The organism is Hyphomonas sediminis, assembly GCF_019679475.1.
In the GTDB taxonomy this organism is placed as follows: domain Bacteria; phylum Pseudomonadota; class Alphaproteobacteria; order Caulobacterales; family Hyphomonadaceae; genus Hyphomonas; species Hyphomonas sediminis.
In genome coordinates this window covers 2,407,746-2,434,103 of record NZ_JAIEZP010000001.1, presented here as the reverse complement: position 1 = coordinate 2,434,103, position 26,358 = coordinate 2,407,746, and the positions used below count along the sequence as shown (strand labels likewise).

Below are 26,358 nucleotides of genomic sequence, written 5' to 3'. Positions count from 1 at the left end.
AACTTCACTCAAAGGCCACGGGGCGGTAGGAAAACAGTTCTGCGGGTACGGCAATACCAGTGGATCTGAGCTGTGCGGCTCTGGTTACCCGCGCAGCGCCTTCCATCAGGTTCAGTGCGATCTGGCGAACGGTGCGCGCCTCAACGGGCTCCAGAAAACTGCCGGCGACCCATTCATTGAATGCCCCCATCGCGGGGCCGCACCAGATCTGGTAATCGGCGGCGCGGCCATCTGCGCCCTCGCGTGCCCATTGGGCGCCCATGAACAGGTAGCGCCTCGCGACCAAAGCGAGCCGCTTATTGCCATCCTTGTCGGCGCGAGCCGCTTCTACAGGATTTACGCGCTGGATATAGCTGCGCGTTGCATCCCAGGCTGCTTCAAAGGGTTCGCCTAGAACGTCATCAAGCCATTTGCGGTCCTCGACCGGCAATGTCTCATAAGAAGCGCCGCTGCGATAGAAGGCATGCAGTTTCTTGCCGCGCATGGCGAAGAGTGTACCGCGCTTCAGCACCTGAACCTGGACGCCTTGTTCGAACATATCTGCAGCTGGAGCCATTGCTACATCCGCCGGACCAGCATTTGCCAGAAGCTTGCGACCGGGCAGGGCAAGGCCAGATTCGACAGTGCTCTGATTGATGGAACCGGTCAGCACATAGGCGGCGCCCATCTGAAAGGCGGCAGCGACAGATTGCGGTGTCGCGATCCCGCCGGCCAAACCGATGCGAATGCTGCTTTCGGGAATGCTGTGGCGCAGGGAAACGCGCGCGCGCGCGGCGGCAAGGGAGCTGAAGAGCGTGAATGCCGGGCGGTTGTCCGTATGGCCCCCGGAGTCTGCTTCTGCCGTGATATCTGCGGCCACCGGCACCTTCACCGCAAGATCAGCCTGCTCGGCAGAGATGGCGCCCTCCGCGACGAGGGCCTTCAGGATTTTCTCCGGCGCGGGCGCCATGAACGCTTCCGCCACTTCTGCGCGCGAAACTTTGGCGAATACGTGGTTGGACCGCAGGATGGCGCCATCGACGGAACGGGAAAGGCCCAGCGCGGTATAGCGCACCACTTCAGCCGTCAGGCGCATGAAGGCAGAAACCGAAACCCGGGAAACCTTGTGACCAAGGAAGAGGTCAATAACCGCCTTTTCCTGACCGGGCTCCTGCGGAGAGTGGATGAGGTTGGCCCCCCAGTTCTTCGCCTGATCACCCAGAGCCGATTTGATTTCTTCGACGCCGGATTTGATTTCAGGGATTGCAAGACCAGCGCTTCCGTAGAAGCCGACGCAGCCTGCGCGCGCTGCTTCAATGACCATTTTCGGCGTGGCAATGCCGCGTGCCATTTCGCCTGCAACATAGCAGAAACGAGCGCCGTGATCGGCGGCGAAAGAACGGTCACCCAGCCACTCTGGATAGACGGGCGGCAAAGTCGCTGTTGCGGATTTACCTTGTGTCTCCGTACCGACAGAGACGACTTCCGGAACGCCGGTTGAGCTGATGGAAATCCAGGCGCGCTCGCGCGGCGCCTCAACGGCTTTCCGTAGCAGTTCTGTCACAAGTTCCCGCCCTTCTGGCCGAAATTCAGAGGAATCGATCCTCTGCCCGCGAATAGTCTTAGAGGCGATGGGCGGAGGGACTCAACCGGAAACTAAAGTTACCGGATGCGTTTCTTGTATCTGACTCGAGAATTCTACCATTATGGGAATTTTTTGGTGGCGGCGGACGCTGGTTGCCTCAATTGAAGGCGGGGCCTTTTCCTTTTGGTAACCATGTCTGCTTTGGGCGCCAAATCTTGCTGGCTGCGCTTGTCGCCCTGCATTCGCGCAATCAGGCGCGACGCGTTCTCCGAGCAGTCGAGCCCTTCTGACTTTGCTTCGATTTCCCGAATGAGCCCCATCAGATGAAATTTACTGCGAGCCAGGCGCGCCTGAAGCGCCTCAATCTCGGAAATCTTTCTTTTGAGGGCGCCAATCAGGGCATCATGTTCCCAATTCTGAAGATCGGGAGGGATAAGCGACTTTATCTCATCGAGACTGAAGCCGGCTTTCTGAGCGCTGGCGATCAAGTCTAGCAACAAAAGCGCTTCGGGAGGGTAACTCCTGTAGCCATTCGAGCGCCGTGAAACGGATTTCAGAAGGCCGATGCTTTCATAGAAGCGGATGCGGGAATGAGTGATGCCGCTGCGCTTGGCGAGTTCACCGATCTGCATCTGATCCTCCACATATGAATGCGCTTGACCCTCAACTTAGCTTAAAGGTTAGACTTTGAGAAATTGAGCAATCGGAGCTTCAGGATGTCTTTGTTTTCTCCGCTGGTGTTGCGCTCGGGGGCCACGATTCCAAACCGTATTGGGAAGGCGGCAATGGAAGAGAACATGGCGGACACGGACCATGCGCCGTCTGCTGAACTATTCCGTCTTTATGAGGCCTGGGCATCTGGCGGGGCCGGGCTCATCATCACAGGCAATGTAATGGTAGACGCCCACGCAATGACCGGTCCTGGCGGCGCTGTGCTGGAGGATGACCGTTTTATCGAACGCTTCAGAAAGTGGGCGGTGGTCTCCAAGTCTGGTGGGGCGCAGGTCTGGATGCAGATAAATCATCCGGGTCGGCAGATGCCTGGAGCCTTGGGGCAGGAGACGCTTGCGCCGTCAGCGATTGCGCTCGATCTTGGCGCGCTGTCGAGCCAGTTCCCCATTCCGAGAGAAATGACAGAGGCAGACATTGAAGATGTCATCCGCCGGTTTGTCCGCACAGCAGAGCTGGCAGAGCAGGCGGGGTTTGACGGCGTCCAGATCCACGCAGCACATGGGTATCTTGTGAGCCAGTTTCTCTCTACCTTGTCCAATATGCGACAGGATAAATGGGGCGGGAGCCTTGAGAATCGCGCGCGGCTTCTCGTTCAGATAGTCGAGCGAGTTCGGGCGGCGGTCTCATCAGGATTTTGCGTTTCAGTGAAGCTCAACTCAGCTGACTTCCAGAGAGGTGGCTTCTCTCCGGAAGATGCGCAGCAAGTTGTCGGAATGCTTGGGTCGCTCGGTGTTGATCTGGTTGAACTTTCAGGAGGCAGTTACGAGGCGCCCGCAATGATGGGAAGCTCGCGTGATGAGCGGACGCTGGCCCGGGAGGCATATTTCCTTGAGTTTGCGAAGGACATAGCGAAGGTCGCGCCGATGCCGCTTATGGTTACCGGGGGCATCCGGCGCCCCGAAGTGGCGCAGCAAGTATTGGACAGCGGCATTGCCATTGCAGGTATTGCAACAGCCCTGGCGATCGAGCCGGATCTGCCCATAAAATGGCAAGCAGGCGCGAAGAACGCGCCCGCTCTCAAGCCGATTACCTGGAAAAACAAAGCGCTGGCATCATCGGCGCATATGGCCGCCGTTAAATACCAACTCACACGCCTAAGCCGAGACCGGTCCACGAACCGGAACGTGTCGCCTCTTTGGGCGCTGATTTCCTCGCAGATTGGCGCACGCAGTCAGGCCAAGGCCTATCGCAGCTGGATGGTATCGCGCCGGACAGAACAATAGGCGCGGGCGAAATTCAGACTTCTGCGCCGGCGTTTGCGGCCGAGTTTCCTCGGGAAATCAGCGCCGCCGATTTGAATGCGACGCACAGGATTTCCATGATAGATCAACTGATCATTCGCTTTACTGCGCTCAATAGAAACTCGTCCTGGTAGTGACCCGCGACGATGGATAGGCCGACCGGACAATCATCCACTGTCATCACCGGGGCAGAGACTTCCGGCAAGCGCGCCACACCGGAAAACGCGGTGATGGTCATCGTCGGATCATAGAAGTCCATCACCGCTTCGAGCGTGTTCAGGGACCCTTTCCGGGGAGCGATTTTCGGCGTCGTTGGGAAGCAGATCACCGTTTCCGGGGTGAAGAAGGCGTTGATCTGCCTGAAGAGGCTTTCACACCTCGCCATGTTGTCTAGCGCCGCTATGCGGTCGAACCTCTGGACATTTCCGTAGGCCATCGAGAACGTGAAGCCGAGTTCGGGCTTGCAGGCTTCGATCCAGTTGCCCACCGTGCTCTGGAATTCCGCGGTCTGCAGATCGCGCAATCCATTCAGGTTGCAGACCTTCAGCTCGCACGCTTCCCCGGCGATCTCGGAAAATCTTACCGGCTCAACCACGATGCCGGTATGTTCTGTTATTCGATCCAATGCGCCGCCAACTTCGTCGCGAACGGCGGCATCCGCGATCTCCAACGCTTCCTGCAAGACGAGAATACGCCGTGGAGCGGACATCGGCGAAGTGGGTGCGTTCAGCAAGACACGCATCGCTGCATCGAGCACGTCGAACCGATCCGCCAGCAGGCCTACGGTGCTGACGCTGGGCTGGAACGGCAAAACGCCGGCTTCGGAAATCCGATGAAGGGAGGGACGCATCCCCCAAAGACCGCAAAGGCTTGCCGGGACACGGACCGAACCTCCCGCGTCCGTGCAAAGAGAGAAATCCGCAAGACCATTGGCGACGGAAGCAGCCGAGCCGCTGGACGAGCCGCCGGGGACGCGATCTGGCGCTTTCGCGTTGCGCGGCGTGCCAAAATAGAAGCTCTCTCCGTCGAGGCTATACGTGAACTCATCCGCCACGACCTTGCCGACGCACCGCGCACCAGCTCCAAGCAGTTGATCAACACAAAGGGCGTTGTGAACAGGTGTGGGATGAGCATCCCGCCAAGCAGGGCTTCCATAGGAAGTCTTATATCCCGCAAGGTCGATGTTGTCCTTCACGGTGAAGCTAAGCCCATTCAGTGGGCCGTTCCGTACGGGGGCGAGGTCAAGCTGTTCGACCAGTCCGCCGGACTGATCTGTTGGAGGGTTAGGCATCTAGTCTATTTCCTGGCGCGAATCTGAACGGATTTTCGAGCAGTTCTACACCGACGGGTCGAGATGATTACGCTCGTCCGTCACAATTTCCCAAAATCTGAGGCAGGTTCAGCGTCCCAAGCGCCTGCTTCAAGGGACACCATTCATGACGATCAACGGCCGCCAAGGGGGCAGAAGCGAGCAGCCTGATTCCCAATATTTGTCAGGCGTGTAGCGTAGAAACTGCGGCTTGCTATCCCGCCCGGCGGAATGCGGTGATCGGCGACTATAATGCGTTACAGAGGGCAATAGGCGCGAGCTGGCGGAGGAGGAGTCCGCAATACGTGTTTCCGCAGCCTACCATGTCCAACCGCAATACCCACTGTTTATTCAGTGAATTAGATGCAATCCTTCCACCATTTTCCACGACAAACCACCCATACCCGCGTATACAGGATGGGTAGGTGGATGGGTAGCCATTCGCCATAGCGGAAGGCATCAGCATGGCGCGAACCATCGACAAGCTCACAACAAAGAAGATCGATGCTGCCAAGGGAAAGCAGATGCTGGCGGATGGTGGCGGACTTTACCTTCAGGTCTCCGGCAAGGGCGGCAGGTCCTGGTTGTTCCGGTATCGCTGGCAGGGCAAACGCCCTGAGATTGGTTTGGGGCCTTACCCAGCCGTCACGCTCGCCGAGGCACGCCGCAGGGCGGAACTGGGAAGGTCTGCGCTTGCCGAGCTGCCGCCAAAAGATCCCGTGGAGGCGCTAAAGGCGGAGGAGGGCGAGCCCACCACATTCGGGGAGTTTGCCGAGCAATGGCTTTCTTCCAATCTGGATGACTTCCGCAATGCCAAGCACCGACAGCAATGGCGCAACACACTGGAAGCCTACGCCAAGCCGCTGAAGGATAAGCCGATTGACGCCATAGAAACGGCGCACGTTCTCGAAGTGCTGCAGCCCATCTGGACCACCAAGCGGGAAACCGCTCGCCGCGTGCGAGGGCGCATTGAACGCATTCTGGACGCAGCCAAGGCCAAGGGCCTGCGAACGGGGGAGAATCCAGCGCGCTGGCGCGGCCACCTGAAGGCAATCCTGCCTGACCAGAAAAAGCCGGTACAGCATCATGCAGCCATGCCCTTTGAAGCGCTGCCGGGGTTCATGGCGGAGTTGCGCGGACGCGACGCCCTGAGCGCCCGGGCGCTGGAGTTCCTTATCCTGACCGGCACCAGGTCTACGGAAGGGCGGGGCGCACTATGGTCTGAGATTGATCTGGAAGCCCGCGTCTGGACAATACCCGGCGAGCGCATGAAAGCGAACAAGGCGCACCGCGTGCCTCTGAGCGATGCCGCCATGGCCGTCCTTGAGCCCCTCCATGAACTTAAAAGCGATGATGACATATTCGTCTTCCCAAAGATGGGCGGCGAAGGCTTTGTATCCGAGGCTGCAATCCGCAACCTTATGGGCCGCATGGGCGCTGGCGAGTGGACCATTCACGGCTTCCGGAGCACGCTCCGGGACTGGGCTGGAGAGTCAACGAACTTTGCCCGCGACGTCGCCGAGATGGCGCTTGCCCATAAGGTGGGTGACGAAACTGAGCGGGCTTACCGGCGCGGTGATGCCCTGGAAAAGCGGCGGGCGCTTATGCAGGCGTGGGCGGATTACTGTGACCAAAGTGTCCCCACCAATGTCGTACGCCTCCAACGACCATGAGCGCTAAATCTCGAAAGGTGCTGCCATGAGCTTTGCTGACAAGGACGAGTTCGCCTCCTTTCTTTCCGGTGAAGTGGAACTTCCGCAGATGACTGAGGAAGCCGTGTCAGACGCGCTTGCCGGGTTCCGTCTGGAACTTGCTGAAGGACGATCCTTGGCATGGCTGGCGATGGCAACAAGGCGCGCCCTCAGCATCTCAATACCGAATCCCTCAGATAGTCCCGACCGAATGTCGAATGCAGACATTCAGAAAAAGTTGCTACAGCTAGCCAATGACGCCCAGTCAACTTGGCAGAAACTCTTTGAGATCGAATGGCCGGTCGATGCATACCTCTGGCATTATGCGTGGGGTGATGAAAGCGACCAGTATGATGAAAACGGAATGATAATCGGCAATCCGGGGCTTATCGATAGGTACAACGCAGCAGTAAATGAACTCGATTGGGTAGCGACCTTCCTTCGCAATGCCGCCAAGAATGTCCAAAAGCAGAAGGGTGCATGGAAGAGGTCTGAACTGAGGCAGCTTCGAGTTGAGCGTGGCTTGTATCTCGCCACTGTATTCGAAGCCGCATTCGGAGACAGCCCCACTGCTAACAACTTTCCGAGCGATGCTCGCCATAAAGCACCCACCGCGTTCATGGACTTTTACGAGCGCATGGTGACTTTGGCCTTTGGCAAAAGGGATATGCAGGATTTGTCAGGCGTTCTGAAAGAAGTGTGCCGGAAGCACGCAGCATATCCGGCGCAGTTCGTGGACGGTTTGATTCCAGATCTCTAGGTGGGTCGTTTCTCGGACCAAAAATCGAGGCGAGAAACCCCACCACCACCCCACCCGAATTGATCATTGTCCATCCGTCGCCGCCTCATCCCGCGCGGTCACGTATGGAGAAACCAATGCGCCATCCCCGCTACGCCCACCCGGTGCCCGACGCCGCGTACATACTGGGTCTTAAAACGAGCAAGACTTACGAGCTGATTGCCGAAGGCAAGATCCGGGCAAAAAAGATCGGCTCACGCACAGTCGTTCTGGACGAGTCGCTTCGAGATTACCTAGCAAGCCAGCCAGACGCCCGGATCACCTACACGAAACCCTGAAAGTGGAAACCCGCTCACGTCTGAACACGGAGCGGGTCTCGATTGCGTCTTTGCGGGCGCGCCATCCCAATCATTTGAGAGATAGAGATGACACGGAAAAGATACAGAAAACTCCACGACAATCAAGCTAGCACGGCGCTTCCGTTATTCGCATGGGCCGACGCGGCTCACCGCAGGGCCCGGCCAATCGCTGTGTTACATGTGCAACGCCTCTGCAATGTCACACCCTCTGTGGCGCGGCTCTACGCAGAACTGGCAGGACTGAGTGTGGAGGAGGGGATATGAATAAATACCCTCCCGGCCACTTCGGCATTCGTGAATGGCTTGGTCCGCCGATTGGTCTCCTGTTCGAGCTTCGGCATGATCCGCGCTTTCCAATGAGCATGCGTGCTTCTTTCAGGGCGATCAGCCTGCAGATGGTGGCGCTGGTGGATGACGATGAGCTTGGCCTGGTAGGAGCGTCTCCGGAAGACCGCGTACGCTTTGCCCTCTCCCAGATTGGGGGCGCGCCATGATTGATGCTTACAGGAAATCTGCGGCTGCAAGTGCTGCGCGTGACTATAGCGGCCAGTCTGATGCGAATGGCGATGAAGCTTGGCCTGTGCCGGATTGGAGCGTGCTCGGCGGCGCGATGGCTGACGCGCCTTGCCTGCCGCTCGAATGCTTCGGAAAGGCAGCTGAATACATCAGGCGGGCAGCGGAAGGGACAAACGCCCCGCCAGACTATGTTGCAGGGATGTTGATCGCAGCAGTTTCCGGCCTCGTATGCAAGTCGGTGTCAGTCAGGATAAACCGCAGCTGGTATGAAGACCTCATTCTCTGGCTAGCCCTCATCGGTCCGCCAAGTTCCGGCAAGACACCTGCCGCAAAGGCGATCCGTAAACGGCTGTTTGCAATACAGAAGAAAATGGTGACCGACCATGAGGCCATGGCGGACCAGATGATTGCTGACCTGAAGGCAAATTCACTGGCTGGCAGTACTGCGAAAGAAGACAAAGCGGCGAACAAGCTGGAGCTGGAGCGCCTGGAGGCTTTGCGGCTTTCGCCGCCACGCTGCCTCGTCAACGATGCAACCGTCGAAGCATTAGCGTCGGTAGAGGCCAGTGCCGCGCAAGGACTGCTTGTGGAGCGTGACGAGCTGACGGGCCTTATCTGCGCCCTAGAGCGCTACAGTGCCGGTTCTGATCGGCCCTTCTATCTGGAGGCTTGGATGGGAGGGCCATTCCAGCTTGACCGGGTGAAATACGGGAGCAAGTTAATTGAGCGTCACGGGTTTTCGATTGTGGGCGGCATTCAGCCAGACCGTTATCGCAGCCTTTTGACCATGGCAGGCGATGACGATGGGTTTGCCGCGCGGCTGCTTCCATTCTGGCCGGTCCCAGTGAAACCGGCGAGCATTCCGGAAGGCACATTCCACGATGAAATGGATGAGGCCCTTGAACGCATTGCAGCCCAGAAGTTCGGCGAATACGGCTTGACCCTCACCTTAGCGTCTAACGCCTTTGAAGCCTTCGACGATTGGTATGGGAAGGATCATAGCGCACGCGTCGGCAAGCTGGGTAAGGCCGGTAGCGCATACGGAAAACTCCCTGGATATGTCGCGCGCCTTGCTGGCGTACTTCACATCATGGACTGGGCCTTTTCGAAAGGTGAGGCTGAACTGCCAACGTCAATTGAAGAAATCCACGTCACGGCGGCGCTGGCGCTGGTGGAGGATTATTTCGTCCCACAAATCCGGCGTGTCTATCATGGCGCTGATCTGTCAGCGGAGGAAAGTATCGCCGCTGCGATCCTTCAGCATTGCCGGAAGCTGGGCCTGGCAAGCTTCAATGTGAGGGACGCTCGCCGCGAGTGGGAGATCCCCGGCGCAAGGAGCAAGGACGCCACGAAACTATTTGATGATGCGGTGAAGCTGATTGTCGAATCTGGCTGGGCCCGCGCTGTCAGGAAAAGCACGCGGGCGAAAGTGCTTGAGGTGAACCCGGTCTTGCATGCAGGGGGGAAGCCATGAGCTGGCGGGATGCTGCGCGCAAATACTTTCCTGACCATGCGCCCGTGCCAAACGTGCCAAATAGGCCAATGGGGGAACCTGAAACCGCCATTGGCACGTTTGGCCTATTTGGCACGGGGGACGATGCAGAAAAGTGCGCCTGTCGGGATGCTCACGTCTCTGACTGGATGGACTGGCAGGAACGTGCTGTGATCATGGAGTATGATGGCGGGATGGCCCGCGCAAAGGCTGAGAGCGCGGCGGCTGAGATCATCAGGCTGGATGAAAGGCGAAACAAGTGATCTGTGGGCGGCACTTTCACGCGCCTAGGCGAAGCGATCTAGTGTTAGCTTTTTCTCTGTCAAAGGGTTATTCTCTCAATTGAAATGGCCTTTGGTACATCCGGCGCGATTCAAAGCAGTTCTGCAATGGAAAAAGTGGAAAGATAATAAAATGTTTTCTGAATCTCCTCTCACGAATATTCGGACTGCAGTCGTAGTTGGGCTCTTTTTGCTTGCTCCTATTGCGTTAGCTGATGAGGAGGTAGCCCAATCTGATTTCAGTTTCATCGAAGGAAAATGGTTATATTGTCAGGATCGGGCCGAGCCAAACCTTTTTCATGAGTTCTATTTTGGAGAAGGCCAGGGATGGGAAATTTGGTCCCTATTTGGCAGCCGAGCTATGATACCTATCGAGCTAGCAAGTCTAAGCGAACAAACAATGCGCATAGAGTACCAATACAGGGTCAGCCCCAACATGCAGACAAGAATTGGAATAAACATTGATCGTCGTAATCTTCAGTTCGCAGCAATTCGAAGCGAGCAGCTATACGATGAAGACTTTAAGACGGTCGTGACATTGAGCGGTGAATGTTTGATCCAAGATACCTTTAAGACGCTCGAAGAATTTGAACGCATGTTAGACAAAAAGGTATTTTAGGAGGGCCCCAAAGCCGCGGTAATCGTTCAACCGCCTCACAAGTGTTTGCTGGGCTATATCAGCTAGCAAAATACTTCACAAAAAAGTTCTGTCGATTATCGCTTCCATCGAGCGGGCCCTGCTATCCTTGATTAGCTTAACAAGCCAGCGAAAGCCGCCACAGCAGCCAAACCAAAGCAGGGCCCCTAGCAGGATCCAGGGAATGGAAATCCACAATGGCAACAAAAGCGTGCCATCTGACTCTGGGATCAGCCAGAAAAATCCGAAATTAAAAAAATAGAAGACCGCGTGGTCCCACCAGCGCCACTTAGTCATTGCATCACCTTTTCAATTTGGATCGATTTTCGGCAGCGATGCCGTCCCAGACAGCAACCGCTAAACAGCCGATCCCTAAGCCGAGTAAGACGATCACCCAGATCGGCAGATAAAAAATCGCAACAATCAAGCCCAGTAGTGTCAACAGAATGCCAATCCAAAATAATGCCTGCACAGGAGACTCCTATGGGAAACGAATGGATCACGGATAGACCCCCTGCCACACCGTGAACAACGCCTGCAAACCGTGGACAAATTGCAGGTGGCTGGCAGGCGGAAGCGGGAATCATGCCCCTGCACAAATACCTGCTACGCGGGCTTTTTCAAACCGAACGAGAAGATTGTATCGTTCAAAAGATGACCGCTTTCCAAGGCCATCATCGTCAACGCTAACCGAGTCCGGTTGTCCAAGATGGCGGACTACCTGTGCTTCCGTATCTGAACCAGATACGCCAATCACCTTATCATAATACCGAGGGGCCGTTAGACAGATCCGGAAAACATGCCAAGATCCCTCGGAATCGCGGTCAAAAAAAACAGCAAGGTCGTCGAACCGCATCACCTCAATTGAGGACTCTTGGTGCTTTTCGACCGCACTAGACGGCAATGGTACCCAGCCCGCACCTTCATTAATCAAAATATCTCCATCTGCATTAATCGCTGATCGGATCTTTCTGAAGGTGCCCAGATTGTCTCTTTTGCGAACTTCGCCTGTATTTCGATTGACCGTGTAGTGATCTTCATTTGTTTTTGTAATTAGGGGATCTCTTTCAGGATCTGCCTCATCGAACTGATCAAAGTAATTGGCAGGCCCAAGCGGATCTTTCCTAGTAAAACTATTTAGTTGCGGTGCACCCTTAATCAAAGTGACCTCAGTGGGTGTCATTCCGATCTCGACACCCTCAAGCCCGGTGAGGCGGTACGGCCTATCACTCCACCAACTGTGGAAGCTGAAAACTCCCCAGCCGATAAGTCCGGCCACTATCGGTAGCCCAATGACCCAGCGCAGAAGGTTGCCCGCAACCCTAACAAGTGTCTGCGCCCAGTTCTCTGAAGGTCGAACCGGGCTCCAAAAAAACCGCCCTAAGCTTTTCATTGCGCTAACCCAGCCTCCCGCGCCAGGCAGACTGAAGACTTCACTCTTCAAACTCAAGGCCTTCTGCGATATACATATCGTATCGATATGCTTCAGTGAGCGCGCATGCCAGATCCAGACCGTAAAAACGGACGCAAAACGGATGGCACCTTCTCCAAGGGCAACCCTGGCAAACCGCGCGGTGCCCGCCACAAGGCCACGCAGGCGGCCCTTGCGCTGATAGATGGGGAAGGGGAGGCGCTGACCCGCAAAGCAATCGATATGGCTTTGGCTGGCGATACGGTTGCGCTGAGGCTTTGCCTGGAGCGGTTGGCGCCGCCCCGCAAAGATGCGCCTGTGCGCTTCACTTTACCGCCCATGGAAGGCGCAGAGAATGCAGCGGAGGCGATGGGCGCTATCCTGGCAAGCGTGGCGAGCGGCGACCTGGCGCCGTCTGAGGCAACCAGCCTTGCCGGGCTTGTTGAGGTCTACCGGAAGACGCTTGAGACAACCGAACTGGAGGCCCGCTTGAAAGCTCTTGAGGAACGCCAGCCATGAGGGGCTTAGACCGAAGGCTGAGGCAACTTGAGGAAATGGCGGGCGTCAATGAGCCTGGATTGTCAGTCATCATACGAACGGGCGTATCGCGATCTGGGCACGGCTCTGAAGTCGCGGGACCTATCTGCGCGAGCATAGTTTCAGGCCCTAACAGGGGAACTTGGATGGTGCGTGAAGAGGGTGAAACTGAAACGGCATTCATGAGCCGTGTCGAGCGGACAGCGGCCGGATTATGACACTACTCCAACGCATTCGCCGTCTGGAGACAAAGGCGCGGGCTGGTGCGAGCGACTACAGTCACATGTCAGATGAAGAGCTAGAGGCGCGCATCGTCTGGCTGGCGAAAGAGCTTCAGGCATCAGGACCGCTGGATCCGGAGATTGAGACGTTCCTTAAAGCAAATGGCATCTGGCTTTCTGGGTTGACGAGATGAGGGGTGTCTTGGGTATGCAAAGGTGCAAATCGAAGGCCGCAACGGGAGCGGCGCCGAGTTTATTTCCGAAATGGGTTTAGGTCATGACGCTGAAGCGCAGACTGGACCGACTGCAACGCAAGACGCCCGCGTTCTATTCGGACATCTCGGAGGTTCCGACGTATGAGCTTGAGCGCCTCATATGCAAGGCGTTCCGCGAAGGTGGCTTCACTGCCGAAGAGGCGGTACTTTTCCGCGAATTGGAGGATCGGGGCTTGAGTTTCGATCAATGATGAAATGCCTTTGGATGCCGCGTGCTTCAATGCAAAAGTCAGAAGGCAATCGCTAGTACGGCCGTCAGGCCACCCAAGACCAAGAAGCCCAAAAGGGCGAGCCAATTCGGAATCTGCGACCTCTGAATCTCGTTCACTCTTTGATAGAGGATACCCAGATCCTGCCGTAAGCCTAGCAGGCTGTGCTCGGGTTGAGCTTCGACATGTTCGTTTTCGACAGGCTCTCGCTCTGCATGCGGATACTTTTCCAAAAGATACGCCAGCCGTTGGTCTAAAATGCGGTGACTTTCGTAATCGCCATACCAGTCGGTGTAATGGCGAACGACGCGACGCCGCTCCCGCGTCATCCACATATGTTCATTTGACCACAAAGGATTTGGGGAACCTCTCATTGAAGAGTGCCCCTCTGTTTCCTTTGCCTTCCACGCCTTGACCCGTTCTTCAAATTGTTCCGTTAGAAGATCTTCCGGATAAATTCCCTCGTATGAGCCGAGCGCGCGCACATTGTGACAGAAGCCACCAAAGGCTTCATGGTGTTCTGTGTGCATCCATTCCTTTGTGCCTGGAATGGCTGCTGATGCGATCACAGTCATAACGGTGGAAGAAAATGCCTCCTGACCCATAAACGAACCGAGTTCGCCGATAACCGAACCTGTGGGGGGATCGAAGCGCCATCGCTCGATTGCTGCGATGGGGTCGTCGAGCTTGATTTGGTTATGCAGCCCTGCGCCGAAATGCTGAAGCGCTTCACTCAGCGCGACACAGGTGTTGGCCTGAATTGGCAACTCCATAATCAATTCACCCAGCCGCTTTTTGAGATCCGCCCAAGGAAAGCCAATATACTCTGGAGAAGAGTCCTCTTTTTGAGGCGCGCCCCTCGCTGCACCTATGAAACGCTCATTTCCACCCAGAAAGAACAATCGCAGTGCAATCTCGTCAGGTGTGAGCCCGCGCTGCTTACGGTCCCCTCCAAAACCAATCCGTTTTGCATCGAGGGTTACGCCCATTGCTTCCAGCGACAATGCGGGATTTTGAATGACGGCCCTCAAGACATCCTTGTCGTGGCTGCTATCAATTAAATCCCAGTGGGGCCCAAACGGGTTTGCGGCGAGATTGATCGTATCGGATTTCGTAGGATGACGCTTCAATAGAAGCTGGCACATTGGTCTGGTGCCGTACCTCGCGAGCGCCGAATTGATAGCCTTGCTGCGCCGCAGGTAAAGCACGCCATCGAGCAGTTGATCCCATTCGGGCTGATCGTCGAAATTCCAGCGCAAATGGCGCTCGGTGATAAGGTCTTGGGTGGATAAATGGCGATGCGTTTGCAGCCAGGCGACTGCTGTGTCTTCGGAGCACCTCGCCAAGTAGGACGCATACTCAACCGTTTTTGGATTGCGCGCCTTGCCCCATTTCTGACGACGAAAGCTCATTTGCCCACCTCTGCCATTTCGCAAACCCTGGAAATCCTGATTGCCACGCGTGGCCACTTGCGCCCACCACAACAAATAAACGCTTTGATAGACTAGGCCAGCGTTTAAAGTTGAAGCATCATGATCGAGGTTGGCTGGTCATCACGCCCGCCACTAAAAGCCGTAACTGGGCGCTCGGATGGGTAAAAGGATGGGTAAGCGTCCGAGATTGCCCCGAAACCTGCACGTAATCAATAACTTAGATCTCGTATGTGGCGGAGGAGGAGGGATTCGAACCCCCGGAAGGCGCGAACCTTCAACGGTTTTCAAGACCGCCGCATTAAACCACTCTGCCACTCCTCCGCGTTGGTGCTGTTTTCACGAAGCCTCGCCGGAAGGCAAGAGGGCAGGCGCTGCCAATCTGTTACTCCAAGATTAATCCACAGCCCCGGATTAACTGTTCGCATTGACGAGGATTCCACCATCGCGTGGTAAACATGCATTTGAGAGCGGCAGAAAGCCGCCCGGAACACCGAATGTGATCCGGCACTCAGAATGAGGAGATTACCGGCCCATGCCGTCCAAGCGTCCGACTCTTGTTAGCCGTTCCAAGGTAGCCATCTCAGTTATCGCCCTGGCCTGCGCCGTATCCGCAGTAGCCGAGGCGGGCTCTCGTGCTGCCCCGATCGTGTTCAAGGGCGATAATGTGACGGCGGCTGCGCCTGTTCGCTATGTTCAGGCGCCTTCTGCGCCCGCGCCCCAGGCGAAAGCTGCGCCTGTCGATAAGGCCCGCGCGCGCATAGAGTTCCGCTACCCCGACTCTCAACTGGCGGGTGGCGAATATGTGCCCGCTTCTGCGGGTCCGGTTTCTGCTGCGCCGGTTGCGCGTGAAAGCGCTGTCATTGAAGCGCCGCAGGTGATCTTGCCTTCCAAGCCTGTTGTGGAGGCGTCTTCGCTTCAGTCGATGCCGGAACCGGCGGGGCAGGGCATGGGTTACACTCCCCTTACCCCCGCTCCGCAACCGATTGCGGCCGGGCCAGCTGTCGGTGAGTTTGTTGAAACCGGTGTTGCCGTTGTTTACGGTCAGGAGTTCTCGGGCCTGCCGACAGCAAACGGCGAGCTGTTCAGCCAAGCCGAAATGACGGCCGCCCACCCCAGCCTGCCGCTGCCCAGCCTTGTATATGTCACCAATCTCGACACCGGCCGTGAAGTCGTTGTCCGGGTCAACGACCGCGGCCCATTCGAAGACGGCGCCAATCTGCAGCTGTCGCAGAAAGCGGCTGAAGCGCTGGGTATGAGCCCGGCGGGGAAGGGGAATGTGCAGCTTCGTTATCTGAGCACCGCGCCCGTTCTGGCAACCCAGCCCGTTGCGCAGCGCCCCGCACCGCTGACGCCCGCCGCCAAAGCGCCGGAATTCCAGCCGGTGAAGGCTCAGATGGCCTCCGTTGCGATGCCGGTTGAGGATGAACTTCTTGGCGGCGGCGCTACCAGCGCAGCTACCCCGGCGCCGCGCCTGATGTCCATGACGCTGGCCCCTCAGGCAGCCACCTATTCCGCGCCAGTGGCCGCTTCGGGCGACGTTTTCGTGCAGTTGGCGTCGTTCTCCGATATCGGCAATGCTGAGGCTATGCTTCGCAAGGTCGAACGCGAACTACCGGTGGAGATCGTTCCGGCGCGCGTTAACGGCGCAGACTTCTTCCGGGTCCGCGTTGGCCCCTTCGATGGACATGACGCCGCTGAACGGGTGCGCGCCCGCCTCTCCGCGAATGGCACCGCCGAAGGCCGGATTGTCAGCGGTTCCTGAGGAAAGCCTCAGCAGGCCCCATTGACGCAGACCACAAACCGGCCCTTTTTCCTGCCTATACAGTGCAGAAGGCTGCTGGATATCCTGCAGTCGGCAGACTGGCACAGGAGAGAGATATCGTGGTTCCCTTTCGCAAGGTGTTTGCGGCCTTACTGACCCTCGGGGCGCTCAGCGGCGCCAGTGTTTCGGCTCAGATGATCGACACGCCGGCGAGTTATGCGGTGATCATGGATCACGCGACCGGAAAGATCCTCTATTCGAAACGCGGCGATGAGCCGATGACGCCGGCCTCCATGACCAAGATGATGACGGCATTTGTCGTCTTCGAGCTGATCGATCGCGGCGAACTCTCCCTGACTGACAAGTTTACCGTCAGCGAGGACGCCTGGCGGCGGGGCGGCTTCCCTTCCGGCACATCAACCATGGGCCTCAAGCCCAAGGACACGCCCACCGTTGAGGAACTCCTGCACGGCGTTATCACAATGTCTGGCAACGATGCCTGCATCGTGCTGGCTGAAGGAATTTCCGGATCCGAAGCGGCCTTCTCCCGCCGGATGACGGAGATGGCGCACGAACTCGGATTGAACACCGTCAATTTCGTCAACGCGACGGGGCTTGAGGGTGAAGGTCACGTGATCTCCGCAGAAGATCTGGCCCGCCTCGCGAAAATGACGATCGACAAATATCCGCAGTATTATAGCTGGTATTCGCTACCCTCCTACACCTGGCGCGAATACACTCAGGCCAACCGCAATCCACTGCTTGAAGTCGCGGGTGCTGACGGACTCAAAACAGGTCATCTTGAATCGTCGGGCTACGGACTGACGGCCTCTGCTGTGCGTGACGGCGTCCGGCGTACGATTGTCGTCAACGGATTTCCGACGATGGCGGCCCGCGCCCAAGAAAGCGAACGCCTGATGCGTGTAGCCTTCCAGAGTTTTGAACTGAAATCGATTGGCCCCGAAACAATGGCGCTTCCGGATGTGCCGGTCTGGCTGGGTGAAGCCCGCTCTGTGCCGGTATCGCTTGCAGAGCCTGTAGAAGTGGTTGGCCATAAGGCAGCGTTCTCCAAGGCTGAAGTTGAGATCGTGCTTGATGGGCCAGTGAAAGCTCCGGTGAAGAAAGGTCAGGAAATCGGGAAACTGGTGATTACAATGGAGGGGGGCGATCCTTCGGAGGCGACGATCATTGCGGAAGCCGATGTGAAGAAACTTGGTTTCGTCGGGATGGCAATCGAAGGCGTCAGTACGTTTATGAAGCGCGGCGATGAGTGACCGGCCTGCTGGACGCTTTGTCACGCTGGAAGGCGGCGAAGGCTCCGGCAAGTCCACGCTGGCAAAGGCGCTTGCGCTTAAACTGAAAGAGCAGGGCAAAGGAGTCGTGCTGACCCGTGAACCGGGCGGCACGCCTTTGGCGGAAGCGGCCCGCGAATTGTTGCTACATCCGCCAGAAGGGCAGGCATGGTCGGCGCTATCCGAAGCGCTGCTCGTGAACACGGCGCGACGGGACCATATCGAAAAGCTGATACGGCCGGCTCTTGCGCGTGGTGATTGGGTGATCTGCGACCGGTTTGCAGATTCAACGCGCGTCTATCAATCCGTGGGCGGCGATGTGGATGCCGGCGCCCTCCTCTCAATTGAGCGGCTGGTTCTCGGCGATACCGTGCCGGACATGACGCTTGTGTTAGATGTGCCGCTAGATGTGGCCCACGTGCGACGTACAGCGCGGGCTGGCGCATTGGACAGTTTCGAGCGCAGGCCGGACAGTTTCCATGAAGCTGTGCGACGCGCATTTATCGAGATTGCTCAGTCCGAGCCCAGGCGTTGCCGCTTGATTGATGCGAGCGAAGATGCAGACGCCGTTCTTTCTGCATCATGGCGCGCACTGCATGACGTGATGAGCCCGACAACATGAGCGTAGCGCTTCCTCTCTACGGACATGGCGCAGCAGAGGCGTCCTTCCTTTCCGCGCTGCGGAGCGGGCGCCTTCATCACGCCTGGCTGATCGAAGGCCCATCCGGAATTGGCAAGGCGCGCCTCGCTGAGCGCATTGCTGCGTATCTGCTGGGCGCGCGCGGACCGGCATCATCGCCCTTTGATGCATCGACCGATGACCCAGTGATGCGCATTCTTCTGGCGGGTAGCCATCCGGACATGAATGTCCAGCGGCGCGAACTCAACGACAAGGGCAAGCTGGCGCAGGACATTAATGTCGAGCAGATCCGGCAGATGACACACTTCTTCTCGATGAAGCCCGCCATGGGTGGGTGGAGGGTCGGCATCATCGACTCTATCGACGAGGCCAACCGGAACTCGGCCAACGCGCTCCTGAAAACGCTTGAAGAGCCACCGCCGCAGAGCTTACTTCTACTGGTCAATCATCGCTCCAGGCCGATCCTGCCGACGATCAGGTCGCGGTGCCGCGTGCTGCATCTTTCTGTGCTATCTGACGAAGACTGTGAGAACGCGCTGAATGCCGCTGGCGCGCCGGAGGATGCGCGGAAACTGGCGAAGGGCCGACCGGGGCTCGGCTTGCGGCTGTCTTCCCCCTCGGCGGCCAATGCGGCGAGCGCTGCACGCGCACTGATCAAGGGCATGCCAAAACCTTCGGATAAACAGATCACGGCGGCGCTGGGCGCAGCGAGCGACGGTCCGGAAGCCGCAATTGCCTTCAGGGATGAAATCCTCGATTGGGTGGCCGAAAAAGCAGAGCGCGAGCCCGCCGCCGCCAAGGTCTGGCTCGCCATGGCGCGTCTCTCGGGCGATGCGGAAACCCTGAACATGGACGCTGCGCAGGTGGCGTCCAAAATGATCGCTGCGCTGAATGATGCGGCAGCAGGCACCAGATAGACGGTTCGATGTTTGATACTCACGTAAACCTACATGGCGAGGCCTTCGCCGAAGACCTTCAGGATGTTTTGGCGCGTGCGCGTGAAAGCGGCGTGCGCCGGTTTCTGGCGATCTGCGACCGGTTTGATAACTTTCCGGCGGTCAAGGCGATTGCGGATGCCGAGCTGGACATGTGGTGTTCCGTGGGCACACATCCACACCATGCGAATGACTTCACGCATATAACCGCCGAGCAAATGATAGCTGCGGCGGAGAGCAACAAGGTAGTTGCCATTGGTGAGACGGGGCTTGATTTCCATTATGGATACAGCCCGCAGGACCAGCAGGTCTCGAGCCTGCTGCAGCATATCTCCGCGGCCAGAGCCCTGGATCTTCCACTAATCCTGCACACGCGCGAAGCTGACGATCTGATGGCAGATATTCTGGAGGAGGAGTTCACCAAGGGCGCGTTCCGGCCATTACTCCATTGCTATACCGGCGGGGCGGGCCTGGCAAAACGGGCGCTGAGCCTTGGTGCATATTTCTCCGTTTCCGGAATTCTCTCCTTCAAGAGCGCCAAGGAAGTGCGCGCCGTAATAAGCGACGTGCCGATTGAAAAAATCATTCTGGAGACGGATTGCCCCTATCTGGCGCCGGTTCCCATGCGAGGGCGGCGGAACGAGCCGTCATTTCTGCAATATGTTGCTGAAGCGCTGGCGGCACTCAAGAACATGCCTGTCGATGAGGTGAAGGAAATTACAGAAGCAAATGCTTTGGCCCTGTTTTCCAAGACGGGTGTGCTGTGAACGCGCGGATTGTTCTCCTTGGCACCGGATCGTCGGGCGGTGTGCCGAGAGTTGGTGGAGACTGGGGCGCGTGCGATCCGGCCGAGCCGAAGAACCGCCGACGCAGATGCTGTGCGCTTGTTCAAAAAACGAACACTGACGGGGATCAGACAAACATCCTCATCGATACTTCGCCAGACTTGCGAGAGCAGTTGCTCGACGCTGAAGTCAAACATCTCGATGCGGTCGTGTTCACACACGATCACGCAGACCAGTCGCACGGCATCGATGACGTGCGGCCTCTGGCGATCAGGCAGCGCGCGGCCATTCCGGTGTTCTTCGATCCAGTGGCGCGCGGGAGTCTGCTTGAGAGGTTCAAATACTGCTTCACCGGCGACAAGGGATACCCTCCGATCCTGTCTCCGCAGACGGTCGTGATTGAAGGGCAGGCGTTTGTAATTGAAGGGGCGGGTGGGGCTGTGGAATTCCTTCCCGTGGGCATGGTGCATGGGCCAATTCCATGCACGGGGTATCGCATCGGCGATGTCGCGTATTGCAACGATGTTAACGAGCTTCCGGCGACCGCAATGAAGCGCCTACTTGGGCTCGACCTGCTTGTCATCGATGCGCTGCGCTACGCGCCACATCCATCGCATGCCCACCTCGACCAGGCTTTGGCGTGGATAGAAGAGCTAAAGCCGGCTAGGGCGGTTTTGACCAATCTCCATGTGGACATGGACTACCAGACACTGCGCCGGACGTTGCCGGCACATGTAGAGCCAGCCTTTGATCGCATGGCGATCGCATTTGATGCGTAAAGGCGGGCACGACGACAGCAGCTGCGCACCCCAATCTGCCGGTTTGAGCAAGCGTGGAAATCATAAACGAATACAGCGTTGTGGGTCTGGGCTGCGCTGTATAACAAAATTGCCCATAATATAGATTATGCGACTTGCGGCATAATGAAGGCCCTAGGCGCTGGCTATGCGCGCGAATACGCTGGAGCATATCTTGGTGCTGATATCCGACGACGCGCTTTCAAAGACCGCCTGATCCACCCCTTCCCCTCTTCGGATCAACACACGCCAACACAGAATTAGCGCTGCGTTAAGAATTGTGGCCGGTTCACGAGAAGTGCAGCCGGCGGTACTTTCCTTTGAAATACAATAGCGGGTCACGTGTGGGCTCGAACCGTGCGCGATCAACCTGTCCGACGAGGATTAGGTGGTCCCCTCCCTCATGCATCGCGTAACGACTGCATTCAAATGTCGCCAAAGAGCCACTGATGATGGGCGTCCCGTGCAGGCCCGGCTCCCAGGCCGTTTCGCCAAATCGGTCTTCACCGCGCCGGGCGAAACGTTGCGACGCTGGCTGCTGGCCAATGTGCAACACGTTTACGGCAAAGTGCGCTGCGCCCTCAAATGAGACCGCGCTCGACGCCGTCGCGGATATGCAGGCCAGCAGTAATGGCGGATCTAAAGACACGGAGGTGAACGAGTTTGCTGTCAGCCCGACCGGCGCGCCGGAGGCATCAAGTGTGGTTAGAATTGTGACCCCTGTTGCGAAACAGCCAAGGGCATCACGCAGGGTGCGCGCGTCGGATCCCAGACGGTATTCCGGGGTCGTCCTTGGTAGGCGTCGCTCCAGGAAATCAACGAGTACCGCACTGAACGTGTCGATGCGGTCTGACAATGAAAGCGGTTGTTCGCTGCCGATTTCCACAGCCTCGACTGAAGAACTGTCTGGCAGTTCTGAGGGGCCGACGCTGCTTGTCTGTTCGCGGGTCGCGCCCGTTGCGATCAGAACGGGAATGCCCCCCTGCGCAGCCATCGCCGCTAGACTTTGATCGCCGGTTTCCGGATCGATAAGGACGGCGCCTGTTACTAGTGGCGCCGCGTCTCTGGCGACGAGGCGTGCCACTGCGCTCGATCGTCCGCGGGCCGCAATGATGGCGGGGCGCGCCGGAAGCAAAGAAAGCGCCTTGTGCAGATCAAGATCAATCATCTCTTCGGAAGCGATCCGCGACACCCTGAAGCGAATAACTCGGCGGCCAGCCTTAACGAGCGCCGCCTCAACATCCGCCCAAAATGAGTCAAGCGCACCGGGTTCATCCACCAGGACGATGGACGGATCTTCCGGGTTCCCGGAAAACATAGATGGCAGCGCTATTCCGCCAAATGCCGATCCTGCTGGCCCGTCGGTCAAAGCTTCCCTCTCGCGTTCAAGACTACTCCCACTCGATCGTGCCGGGAGGTTTGGACGTTACGTCATAGACTACCCGATTGACGCCCTTCACTTCATTGATGATCCGCGTGGCGACGCGCCCCAGGAATGCATGTTCGAAAGGATAGTAATCTGCGGTCATACCATCCGTCGACGTCACAGCGCGCAAGGCCAGCACGGCCTCATATGTGCGTTCATCTCCCATTACCCCCACTGTATTTACGGGCAGAAGGACGCTGAAGGCCTGCCAAATCTCATCGTAGAGGCCCGCCTTGCGGATCTCATCAATGTAAATCGCGTCCGCCTTGCGAAGCGTGTCCGCCTTCTCCCGAGTAATAGCACCAGGAATACGGATCGCGAGACCGGGGCCCGGAAAAGGATGGCGCCCTACAAAAGCTTCCGGCAATCCCAGCTCGCGCCCCAGCGCGCGGACCTCATCCTTGAACAGTTCACGGAGCGGCTCGACCAGCTTCATCTTCATCCGTGCCGGGAGCCCGCCCACATTGTGATGGCTCTTGATAGTCACCGACGGGCCTCCGATTGCAGACACGCTCTCGATAACGTCCGGATAAAGAGTTCCCTGTGCGAGAAAGTCCGCGCCACCGATCTTCCGTGCTTCTTCATCGAAAACGTCGATAAAGAGTGCGCCAATGGTCTTGCGCTTCTTTTCGGGGTCTGTGACGCCGTCGAGCTGTCCCAGGAAAAGTTCCGAAGCATCCACGTGAATCAGGGGGATATTGTAATGCTCCCGGAACAGATTGACGACCTGCTCGCTTTCTCCGGCACGCATCAAGCCATGGTCGACGTAAACGCAGGTCAATTGATCACCGATGGCTTCGTGAATCAGGACAGCCGCAACAGAAGAGTCCACGCCACCTGAGAGGCCACAGATCACTCGGCCAGAGCCAACTTGTGCCCGAATCTTCTGGATAGCTTCGGCGCGGTAAGCCGCCATCGTCCAGTCGCCCTTCAGGCCGGCGACGCCGTGCGTGAAGTTGCGCAGGAGACGCGCGCCATGCGTGGTGTGGACGACTTCCGGGTGGAACTGCGTCGCATAAAAGCGGCGCTCGGGATCTGCAATAACGGCAAAGGGCGCGCCCGGCGATTTCGCGATGACACCGAAGCCCGGGGCCATCTCCGCGACGTGGTCACCATGGCTCATCCATACTTGCTCAGAATTTCCGCCCTCGAACAGGCCGTTTAGAATGGGATCATTTTCAACACGTTCGATAAAGGCGCGGCCGAATTCTCGGCTCGTTCCGCTTTCCACGCGGCCGCCGAGCTGGTGCATCATCACCTGCTGGCCATAGCAAATGCCGAGGACCGGCAAATCGGAATCGAAAATTGCCTGATCTGCAAGCGGCGCGTCTTCCCATGTGACACTCGCTGGACCACCCGAGAGAATAACTGCCTGGGGATCAAACTGCCCCAGGAAGGCGGCATTGACCTTGTTGAAGGGATGAATTTCGCAATAAACACCACTTTCGCGGAGCCTTCGCGCAATGAGCTGGGTTACCTGACTGCCGAAATCGACAATAAGAACGCGTTCATGGGAGGGCGAGGAGGCGGAATCGGCGGGATGTGTCATGGCCTCTATTAACGGGGGTTCCTCGTGTCGAAAAGGCGCAGAAATTGAGGATTTGCCAATTTAGGCAGCTACGCATTAGCTTGCAGAATGACCAATTCCACGCATCGGGCTACAATTTCGGAACTTGTTGACACAGCGCGTATGGCGCTCCTGCCTGGCGGCAACGCTGCAACCGCAGTCATCGCATTGCAGGAAGCGTTACTTCAGGCGCCGCGGGACATTGGCTTGATCCTGTTTCTAGGCGACGCGCAGCATGCCGCCGGACAACGAAAACAAGCAGGGCAAAGTTACGGTGTTGCGCTTCGTTTGGCTTCTCAGATTGCCTCTTCGTCTATTCCCCCTGGGATACAGGAAGCCCTGAACCGGGCGGGCGACCGCCGCAACGAATACGCACGTCAATATGAAGCTTTTCTGCGTTCAAAATTGACAGGCGGCGGTGAGAGCAGCCGCTTCAGCGAATCTCTCGAAATACTGTTCGGCCGCCGGCAGATATACGTGCAGCAGCCAACCAAGTTCTACTTTCCCGGACTGCCCCAAATCCAGTTTTACAACACGGATCTTTTTGATTGGGCTGCAGACCTGGAAGCGAAAACCGACAGCATCCGGCATGAACTGCTCAATGTCATGGCCGACGAGGCCGCTTTCGCCCCCTATCTTCCGGAGGAAGACAAGACCAGCGCCCATGTCCGGTCTGTGCCGCTGCAGGGCAGTCTGGATTGGGCAGCGTTCTACATTTGGCAAGACGGCCAGAAAGTGGCGACCAACGCTGCGCGGTGTCCGGTGACCGCTTCTGCTTTCGACAAAGTGCCGCTCGATTTCCTCCCTGGGCAAGCCCCTTCGGTCTTGTTCTCGCGTCTCAAGCCGGGCGCGCACATTCCGCCCCACTGCGGGTTGATCAACACGCGTTTGATCGGTCACCTGCCCCTTATCGTTCCGGGGCCAGCCTGGCTGCGGGTGGGCAATGAGGTGCACTATTGGAAGGAAGGCAAGCTCGTCGTATTCGACGATTCAATTGAACACGAAGCCAAGAATGAGGCGACGGAAACGCGTGTCGTCCTGCTGTTTGATTTCTGGCGCCCGGAAATCACGCTGCCCGAGAGGCAGCAGATTTCCGAGCTGATCAGTGCAATTGCTGAGTATTCCGGTGAGGCAGTCGCACGAGAAAGCTAAGCTGAAATCAGCTGACCCGGCTTAGAACGGCAAAGAAGAAGCCATCTGTGTTCGCGCGCCGCGGAGTCAGACGCACACTGCCGGTCGGTCCGCGGAATTTCCGCACAACACTGGCGCCGTGGTCGGTCAACAGGCCCGACGCAATCGCCGCCTCCGCAGCATCCTCTTCTTTGAAATTCGGCGCTGCCGCGAGGAACTCGGCCACGCGGTCCTCATCCTCCTCAATAAGGAAGGAACATGTCGCATAGAGGATCCGGCCACCAACTTTCACATAGTTGGCCGCTTCAGCCAAAATTTGGCGTTGGTCTTCGATGCGCTTGTCGAGCTGGCCGGGCTTTACGCGCCACTTCGAATCTGGACGGCGACGCCAAGTTCCAGTTCCTGTGCAGGGTGCATCCACAAAGACCAGGTCCATATTGCCAACGAGAGGCTGCAGGCTGGTGCCTTCGCTGGGGTGAACAAGTTGCACATTGTGCGCCCCGGATCGTTTAAGGCGCGGGATCAGAGCCGACAGGCGCTTGCCGTCGATGTCATAGGCGAAGATCTGCCCCTTGCCTTCCATCTGGGCCGCCATGGCAAGTGTCTTACCGCCACCGCCCGCGCAGTAGTCGAGCACCTGCTCGCCGGGTTTGGCGTTGGCAGCGGCGGCAGCGATCTGGCTGCCGGCATCCTGAACTTCCACCCACCCCTTGGAGAACGCCGGAATGCCTTCGATGGAGTCTTCGCGCTCGGTCGGGTCGCGCGCTGGAATGTTGTAGGCACTCTTCAAAAGTTTTGAGGGTTCAGCCCGAACTGATTTCAACGGCAACGCAGCCTTCTCAACATCAGTCTTGAGCGTGTTGACGCGCAGATCGACATCGGCGCGAACCGCCATGGATTGCGCTTCGATCACCGCATCGGGACCGAAGACACGTTCCATATGCGGCGTTAGCCATTCGGGAAAATCCCCTTGCACATGAGCCGGAGCAGACGGATCGGGCGCCATGATGAGGGCGCTACGCTCTGCGTTCGTCAGGGGTGTCGGGCCGTGATCATCGTAGCAGGCTTGCTCGATGTCGCGTGCCGGCCAGTTCCAGGCAAAGCGAAGCGTGCCGAAGATCAACGCGCGCGGGTCGTCATGTCCCATGTGGTGTGCCGTGGAATTGCGTCGGCGGAGGGCGTCCAAAACGAGACCTGATACCCAGGCCCGGTCTTTGGAGCCAGCATACCGCGCCCGCTTGCCCCAATCACGCACGGCAATCTTGACCGGCTGGTGACGTTGCAGAACGTCCGACAGGACAGAAATTGCGGCGCTGATACGTCCACCGTTACGCATTGTTCGGCTCTCCGGTTGCGAAAGCGTGGGTGTTAGCGTC

At 57.7% G+C, this 26,358-nt stretch carries 28 protein-coding genes and 1 tRNA gene; 18 read left to right on the top strand and 11 right to left on the bottom strand.

Annotation, left to right across the window (positions count from 1 at the left end; genetic code table 11):
• Positions 1-4 precede the first annotated feature (4 nt).
• Together K1X12_RS12060 and K1X12_RS12055 are read right to left on the bottom strand one after the other, a co-directional pair.
• Complete coding sequence (locus tag K1X12_RS12060) at positions 5-1,543, bottom strand: PfaD family polyunsaturated fatty acid/polyketide biosynthesis protein (protein WP_220987822.1); 1,539 nt, start codon at positions 1,541-1,543, stop codon at positions 5-7.
• Positions 1,544-1,683: 140 nt separating this feature from the next.
• Complete coding sequence (locus K1X12_RS12055) at positions 1,684-2,196, bottom strand: MerR family transcriptional regulator (protein ID WP_220987821.1); 513 nt, start codon at positions 2,194-2,196, stop codon at positions 1,684-1,686.
• A gap of 84 nt (positions 2,197-2,280) precedes the next feature.
• Between K1X12_RS12055 and K1X12_RS12050 the strand changes: the two genes are divergently transcribed.
• The gene (locus K1X12_RS12050) at positions 2,281-3,519 is read left to right on the top strand and encodes an NADH:flavin oxidoreductase/NADH oxidase family protein (protein ID WP_220987820.1); all 1,239 of its coding nucleotides are present in this window, start codon (positions 2,281-2,283) and stop codon (positions 3,517-3,519) included.
• A gap of 103 nt (positions 3,520-3,622) precedes the next feature.
• Here the strand turns inward: K1X12_RS12050 and K1X12_RS12045 are convergent, their stop codons facing one another.
• Positions 3,623-4,828, bottom strand: coding sequence for an amidase family protein (locus K1X12_RS12045; RefSeq protein WP_220987819.1), 1,206 nt, complete (start codon positions 4,826-4,828; stop codon positions 3,623-3,625).
• Between the two features lie 482 nt (positions 4,829-5,310).
• Here K1X12_RS12045 and K1X12_RS12040 point away from each other — a divergent pair, with 482 nt between their 5' ends.
• The 7 genes from K1X12_RS12040 to K1X12_RS12010 all read left to right on the top strand — a co-directional run bounded on the left by K1X12_RS12040 (position 5,311) and on the right by K1X12_RS12010 (position 10,543).
• Positions 5,311-6,519, top strand: a complete 1,209-nt coding sequence (locus tag K1X12_RS12040; protein WP_220987818.1) for a tyrosine-type recombinase/integrase — start codon at positions 5,311-5,313, stop codon at positions 6,517-6,519.
• A 25-nt stretch (positions 6,520-6,544) separates the two neighbouring features.
• The gene (locus tag K1X12_RS12035; protein ID WP_220987817.1) at positions 6,545-7,297 is read left to right on the top strand and encodes a hypothetical protein; all 753 of its coding nucleotides are present in this window, start codon (positions 6,545-6,547) and stop codon (positions 7,295-7,297) included.
• Positions 7,298-7,413: 116 nt separating this feature from the next.
• The gene (locus K1X12_RS12030) at positions 7,414-7,614 is read left to right on the top strand and encodes a helix-turn-helix transcriptional regulator (RefSeq protein WP_220987816.1); all 201 of its coding nucleotides are present in this window, start codon (positions 7,414-7,416) and stop codon (positions 7,612-7,614) included.
• Positions 7,615-7,895: 281 nt separating this feature from the next.
• Complete coding sequence (locus K1X12_RS12025) at positions 7,896-8,129, top strand: hypothetical protein (RefSeq protein ID WP_220987815.1); 234 nt, start codon at positions 7,896-7,898, stop codon at positions 8,127-8,129.
• Positions 8,126-9,625 carry a DUF3987 domain-containing protein gene (locus tag K1X12_RS12020; RefSeq protein WP_220987814.1) on the top strand — a complete coding sequence of 500 codons (1,500 nt, stop codon included), beginning with the start codon at positions 8,126-8,128 and terminating at the stop codon, positions 9,623-9,625. Before K1X12_RS12025 ends, K1X12_RS12020 begins: the two co-directional genes overlap by 4 nt.
• Positions 9,622-9,906, top strand: a complete 285-nt coding sequence (locus tag K1X12_RS12015; RefSeq protein ID WP_220987813.1) for a hypothetical protein — start codon at positions 9,622-9,624, stop codon at positions 9,904-9,906. Before K1X12_RS12020 ends, K1X12_RS12015 begins: the two co-directional genes overlap by 4 nt.
• A gap of 79 nt (positions 9,907-9,985) precedes the next feature.
• The gene (locus tag K1X12_RS12010; protein ID WP_220987812.1) at positions 9,986-10,543 is read left to right on the top strand and encodes a hypothetical protein; all 558 of its coding nucleotides are present in this window, start codon (positions 9,986-9,988) and stop codon (positions 10,541-10,543) included.
• 75 nt (positions 10,544-10,618) lie between these two features.
• On the opposite strand, the gene K1X12_RS12005 is transcribed toward K1X12_RS12010, so the two are convergent.
• From K1X12_RS12005 to K1X12_RS11995, 3 genes are all read right to left on the bottom strand, one after another.
• On the bottom strand, positions 10,619-10,858 hold the full coding sequence (locus K1X12_RS12005; RefSeq protein WP_220987811.1) for a hypothetical protein: 240 nt from the start codon (positions 10,856-10,858) through the stop codon (positions 10,619-10,621).
• 4 nt (positions 10,859-10,862) lie between these two features.
• Positions 10,863-11,033, bottom strand: coding sequence for a hypothetical protein (locus K1X12_RS12000; protein WP_220987810.1), 171 nt, complete (start codon positions 11,031-11,033; stop codon positions 10,863-10,865).
• A gap of 111 nt (positions 11,034-11,144) precedes the next feature.
• Positions 11,145-12,005, bottom strand: a complete 861-nt coding sequence (locus tag K1X12_RS11995) for a hypothetical protein (protein ID WP_220987809.1) — start codon at positions 12,003-12,005, stop codon at positions 11,145-11,147.
• Between the two features lie 54 nt (positions 12,006-12,059).
• Between K1X12_RS11995 and K1X12_RS11990 the strand changes: the two genes are divergently transcribed.
• The 3 genes from K1X12_RS11990 (at position 12,060) to K1X12_RS11980 (ending at position 13,196) form a co-directional block, all read left to right on the top strand.
• Complete coding sequence (locus K1X12_RS11990) at positions 12,060-12,491, top strand: DUF5681 domain-containing protein (RefSeq protein ID WP_220987808.1); 432 nt, start codon at positions 12,060-12,062, stop codon at positions 12,489-12,491.
• A 232-nt stretch (positions 12,492-12,723) separates the two neighbouring features.
• Entirely contained in the window at positions 12,724-12,924 is a 201-nt protein-coding gene (locus tag K1X12_RS11985) for a hypothetical protein (RefSeq protein WP_220987807.1), read from the top strand.
• A gap of 83 nt (positions 12,925-13,007) precedes the next feature.
• Complete coding sequence (locus K1X12_RS11980; protein WP_220987806.1) at positions 13,008-13,196, top strand: hypothetical protein; 189 nt, start codon at positions 13,008-13,010, stop codon at positions 13,194-13,196.
• A 38-nt stretch (positions 13,197-13,234) separates the two neighbouring features.
• On the opposite strand, the gene K1X12_RS11975 is transcribed toward K1X12_RS11980, so the two are convergent.
• Positions 13,235-14,626: a hypothetical protein gene (locus K1X12_RS11975; protein ID WP_220987805.1), complete on the bottom strand. Its 1,392-nt coding sequence runs from the start codon at positions 14,624-14,626 to the stop codon at positions 13,235-13,237.
• Between the two features lie 252 nt (positions 14,627-14,878).
• A tRNA-Ser gene (locus K1X12_RS11970) sits at positions 14,879-14,968 on the bottom strand.
• Positions 14,969-15,179: 211 nt separating this feature from the next.
• Here K1X12_RS11970 and K1X12_RS11965 point away from each other — a divergent pair.
• The 6 genes from K1X12_RS11965 to K1X12_RS11940 all read left to right on the top strand — a co-directional run bounded on the left by K1X12_RS11965 (position 15,180) and on the right by K1X12_RS11940 (position 20,840).
• On the top strand, positions 15,180-16,409 hold the full coding sequence (locus K1X12_RS11965) for a septal ring lytic transglycosylase RlpA family protein (RefSeq protein ID WP_220987804.1): 1,230 nt from the start codon (positions 15,180-15,182) through the stop codon (positions 16,407-16,409).
• Positions 16,410-16,528: 119 nt separating this feature from the next.
• A complete protein-coding gene (locus K1X12_RS11960; RefSeq protein ID WP_369426118.1) occupies positions 16,529-17,683 on the top strand; it encodes a D-alanyl-D-alanine carboxypeptidase family protein in 1,155 nt (384 codons plus the stop codon).
• A complete protein-coding gene (gene tmk, locus K1X12_RS11955) occupies positions 17,676-18,323 on the top strand; it encodes a dTMP kinase (protein ID WP_220987803.1) in 648 nt (215 codons plus the stop codon). Before K1X12_RS11960 ends, tmk begins: the two co-directional genes overlap by 8 nt.
• Positions 18,320-19,258 (top strand): DNA polymerase III subunit delta', encoded by a 939-nt coding sequence (locus K1X12_RS11950; protein ID WP_220987802.1) that lies wholly within the window; start codon positions 18,320-18,322, stop codon positions 19,256-19,258. The genes tmk and K1X12_RS11950 overlap by 4 nt, the downstream gene beginning before the upstream one ends.
• Before the next feature lie 8 nt (positions 19,259-19,266).
• A complete protein-coding gene (locus tag K1X12_RS11945) occupies positions 19,267-20,043 on the top strand; it encodes a TatD family hydrolase (protein WP_220987801.1) in 777 nt (258 codons plus the stop codon).
• Positions 20,040-20,840: an MBL fold metallo-hydrolase gene (locus tag K1X12_RS11940; RefSeq protein WP_220987800.1), complete on the top strand. Its 801-nt coding sequence runs from the start codon at positions 20,040-20,042 to the stop codon at positions 20,838-20,840. Before K1X12_RS11945 ends, K1X12_RS11940 begins: the two co-directional genes overlap by 4 nt.
• A gap of 307 nt (positions 20,841-21,147) precedes the next feature.
• Here K1X12_RS11940 and K1X12_RS11935 read toward each other — a convergent pair whose 3' ends face one another.
• Both K1X12_RS11935 and guaA read right to left on the bottom strand, forming a co-directional pair.
• Complete coding sequence (locus K1X12_RS11935) at positions 21,148-22,227, bottom strand: flavin reductase family protein (protein WP_225907962.1); 1,080 nt, start codon at positions 22,225-22,227, stop codon at positions 21,148-21,150.
• Between the two features lie 22 nt (positions 22,228-22,249).
• Positions 22,250-23,833, bottom strand: a complete 1,584-nt coding sequence (gene guaA / locus K1X12_RS11930) for a glutamine-hydrolyzing GMP synthase (RefSeq protein WP_220987799.1) — start codon at positions 23,831-23,833, stop codon at positions 22,250-22,252.
• 87 nt (positions 23,834-23,920) lie between these two features.
• Here guaA and K1X12_RS11925 point away from each other — a divergent pair, with 87 nt between their 5' ends.
• On the top strand, positions 23,921-25,003 hold the full coding sequence (locus K1X12_RS11925) for an aspartyl/asparaginyl beta-hydroxylase domain-containing protein (RefSeq protein WP_220987798.1): 1,083 nt from the start codon (positions 23,921-23,923) through the stop codon (positions 25,001-25,003).
• Positions 25,004-25,010: 7 nt separating this feature from the next.
• On the opposite strand, the gene K1X12_RS11920 is transcribed toward K1X12_RS11925, so the two are convergent.
• Positions 25,011-26,318, bottom strand: coding sequence for an RsmB/NOP family class I SAM-dependent RNA methyltransferase (locus tag K1X12_RS11920; RefSeq protein WP_220987797.1), 1,308 nt, complete (start codon positions 26,316-26,318; stop codon positions 25,011-25,013).
• Positions 26,319-26,358 lie beyond the last annotated feature (40 nt).

Excerpts from the sequence above, each read along its gene's own strand:
- K1X12_RS12040 (WP_220987818.1), top strand. The coding sequence starts at position 5,311 with ATGGCGCGAACCATCGACAAGCTCACAACAAAGAAGATCGATGCTGCC.
- K1X12_RS11950 (WP_220987802.1), top strand. The coding sequence starts at position 18,320 with ATGAGCGTAGCGCTTCCTCTCTACGGACATGGCGCAGCAGAGGCGTCC.
- K1X12_RS12015 (WP_220987813.1), top strand. The coding sequence starts at position 9,622 with ATGAGCTGGCGGGATGCTGCGCGCAAATACTTTCCTGACCATGCGCCC.
- K1X12_RS12055 (WP_220987821.1), bottom strand. The coding sequence starts at position 2,196 with ATGCAGATCGGTGAACTCGCCAAGCGCAGCGGCATCACTCATTCCCGC.
- K1X12_RS12020 (WP_220987814.1), top strand. The coding sequence starts at position 8,126 with ATGATTGATGCTTACAGGAAATCTGCGGCTGCAAGTGCTGCGCGTGAC.
- K1X12_RS11965 (WP_220987804.1), top strand. The coding sequence starts at position 15,180 with ATGCCGTCCAAGCGTCCGACTCTTGTTAGCCGTTCCAAGGTAGCCATC.
- K1X12_RS11945 (WP_220987801.1), top strand. The coding sequence starts at position 19,267 with ATGTTTGATACTCACGTAAACCTACATGGCGAGGCCTTCGCCGAAGAC.
- guaA (WP_220987799.1), bottom strand. The coding sequence starts at position 23,833 with ATGACACATCCCGCCGATTCCGCCTCCTCGCCCTCCCATGAACGCGTT.
- K1X12_RS12025 (WP_220987815.1), top strand. The coding sequence starts at position 7,896 with ATGAATAAATACCCTCCCGGCCACTTCGGCATTCGTGAATGGCTTGGT.
- K1X12_RS11975 (WP_220987805.1), bottom strand. The coding sequence starts at position 14,626 with ATGAGCTTTCGTCGTCAGAAATGGGGCAAGGCGCGCAATCCAAAAACG.
- K1X12_RS12035 (WP_220987817.1), top strand. The coding sequence starts at position 6,545 with ATGAGCTTTGCTGACAAGGACGAGTTCGCCTCCTTTCTTTCCGGTGAA.
- K1X12_RS11925 (WP_220987798.1), top strand. The coding sequence starts at position 23,921 with ATGACCAATTCCACGCATCGGGCTACAATTTCGGAACTTGTTGACACA.
- K1X12_RS11920 (WP_220987797.1), bottom strand. The coding sequence starts at position 26,318 with ATGCGTAACGGTGGACGTATCAGCGCCGCAATTTCTGTCCTGTCGGAC.
- K1X12_RS11990 (WP_220987808.1), top strand. The coding sequence starts at position 12,060 with ATGCCAGATCCAGACCGTAAAAACGGACGCAAAACGGATGGCACCTTC.
- tmk (WP_220987803.1), top strand. The coding sequence starts at position 17,676 with ATGAGTGACCGGCCTGCTGGACGCTTTGTCACGCTGGAAGGCGGCGAA.
- K1X12_RS11985 (WP_220987807.1), top strand. The coding sequence starts at position 12,724 with ATGACACTACTCCAACGCATTCGCCGTCTGGAGACAAAGGCGCGGGCT.
- K1X12_RS12050 (WP_220987820.1), top strand. The coding sequence starts at position 2,281 with ATGTCTTTGTTTTCTCCGCTGGTGTTGCGCTCGGGGGCCACGATTCCA.
- K1X12_RS12045 (WP_220987819.1), bottom strand. The coding sequence starts at position 4,828 with ATGCCTAACCCTCCAACAGATCAGTCCGGCGGACTGGTCGAACAGCTT.
- K1X12_RS12030 (WP_220987816.1), top strand. The coding sequence starts at position 7,414 with ATGCGCCATCCCCGCTACGCCCACCCGGTGCCCGACGCCGCGTACATA.
- K1X12_RS11980 (WP_220987806.1), top strand. The coding sequence starts at position 13,008 with ATGACGCTGAAGCGCAGACTGGACCGACTGCAACGCAAGACGCCCGCG.
- K1X12_RS12005 (WP_220987811.1), bottom strand. The coding sequence starts at position 10,858 with ATGACTAAGTGGCGCTGGTGGGACCACGCGGTCTTCTATTTTTTTAAT.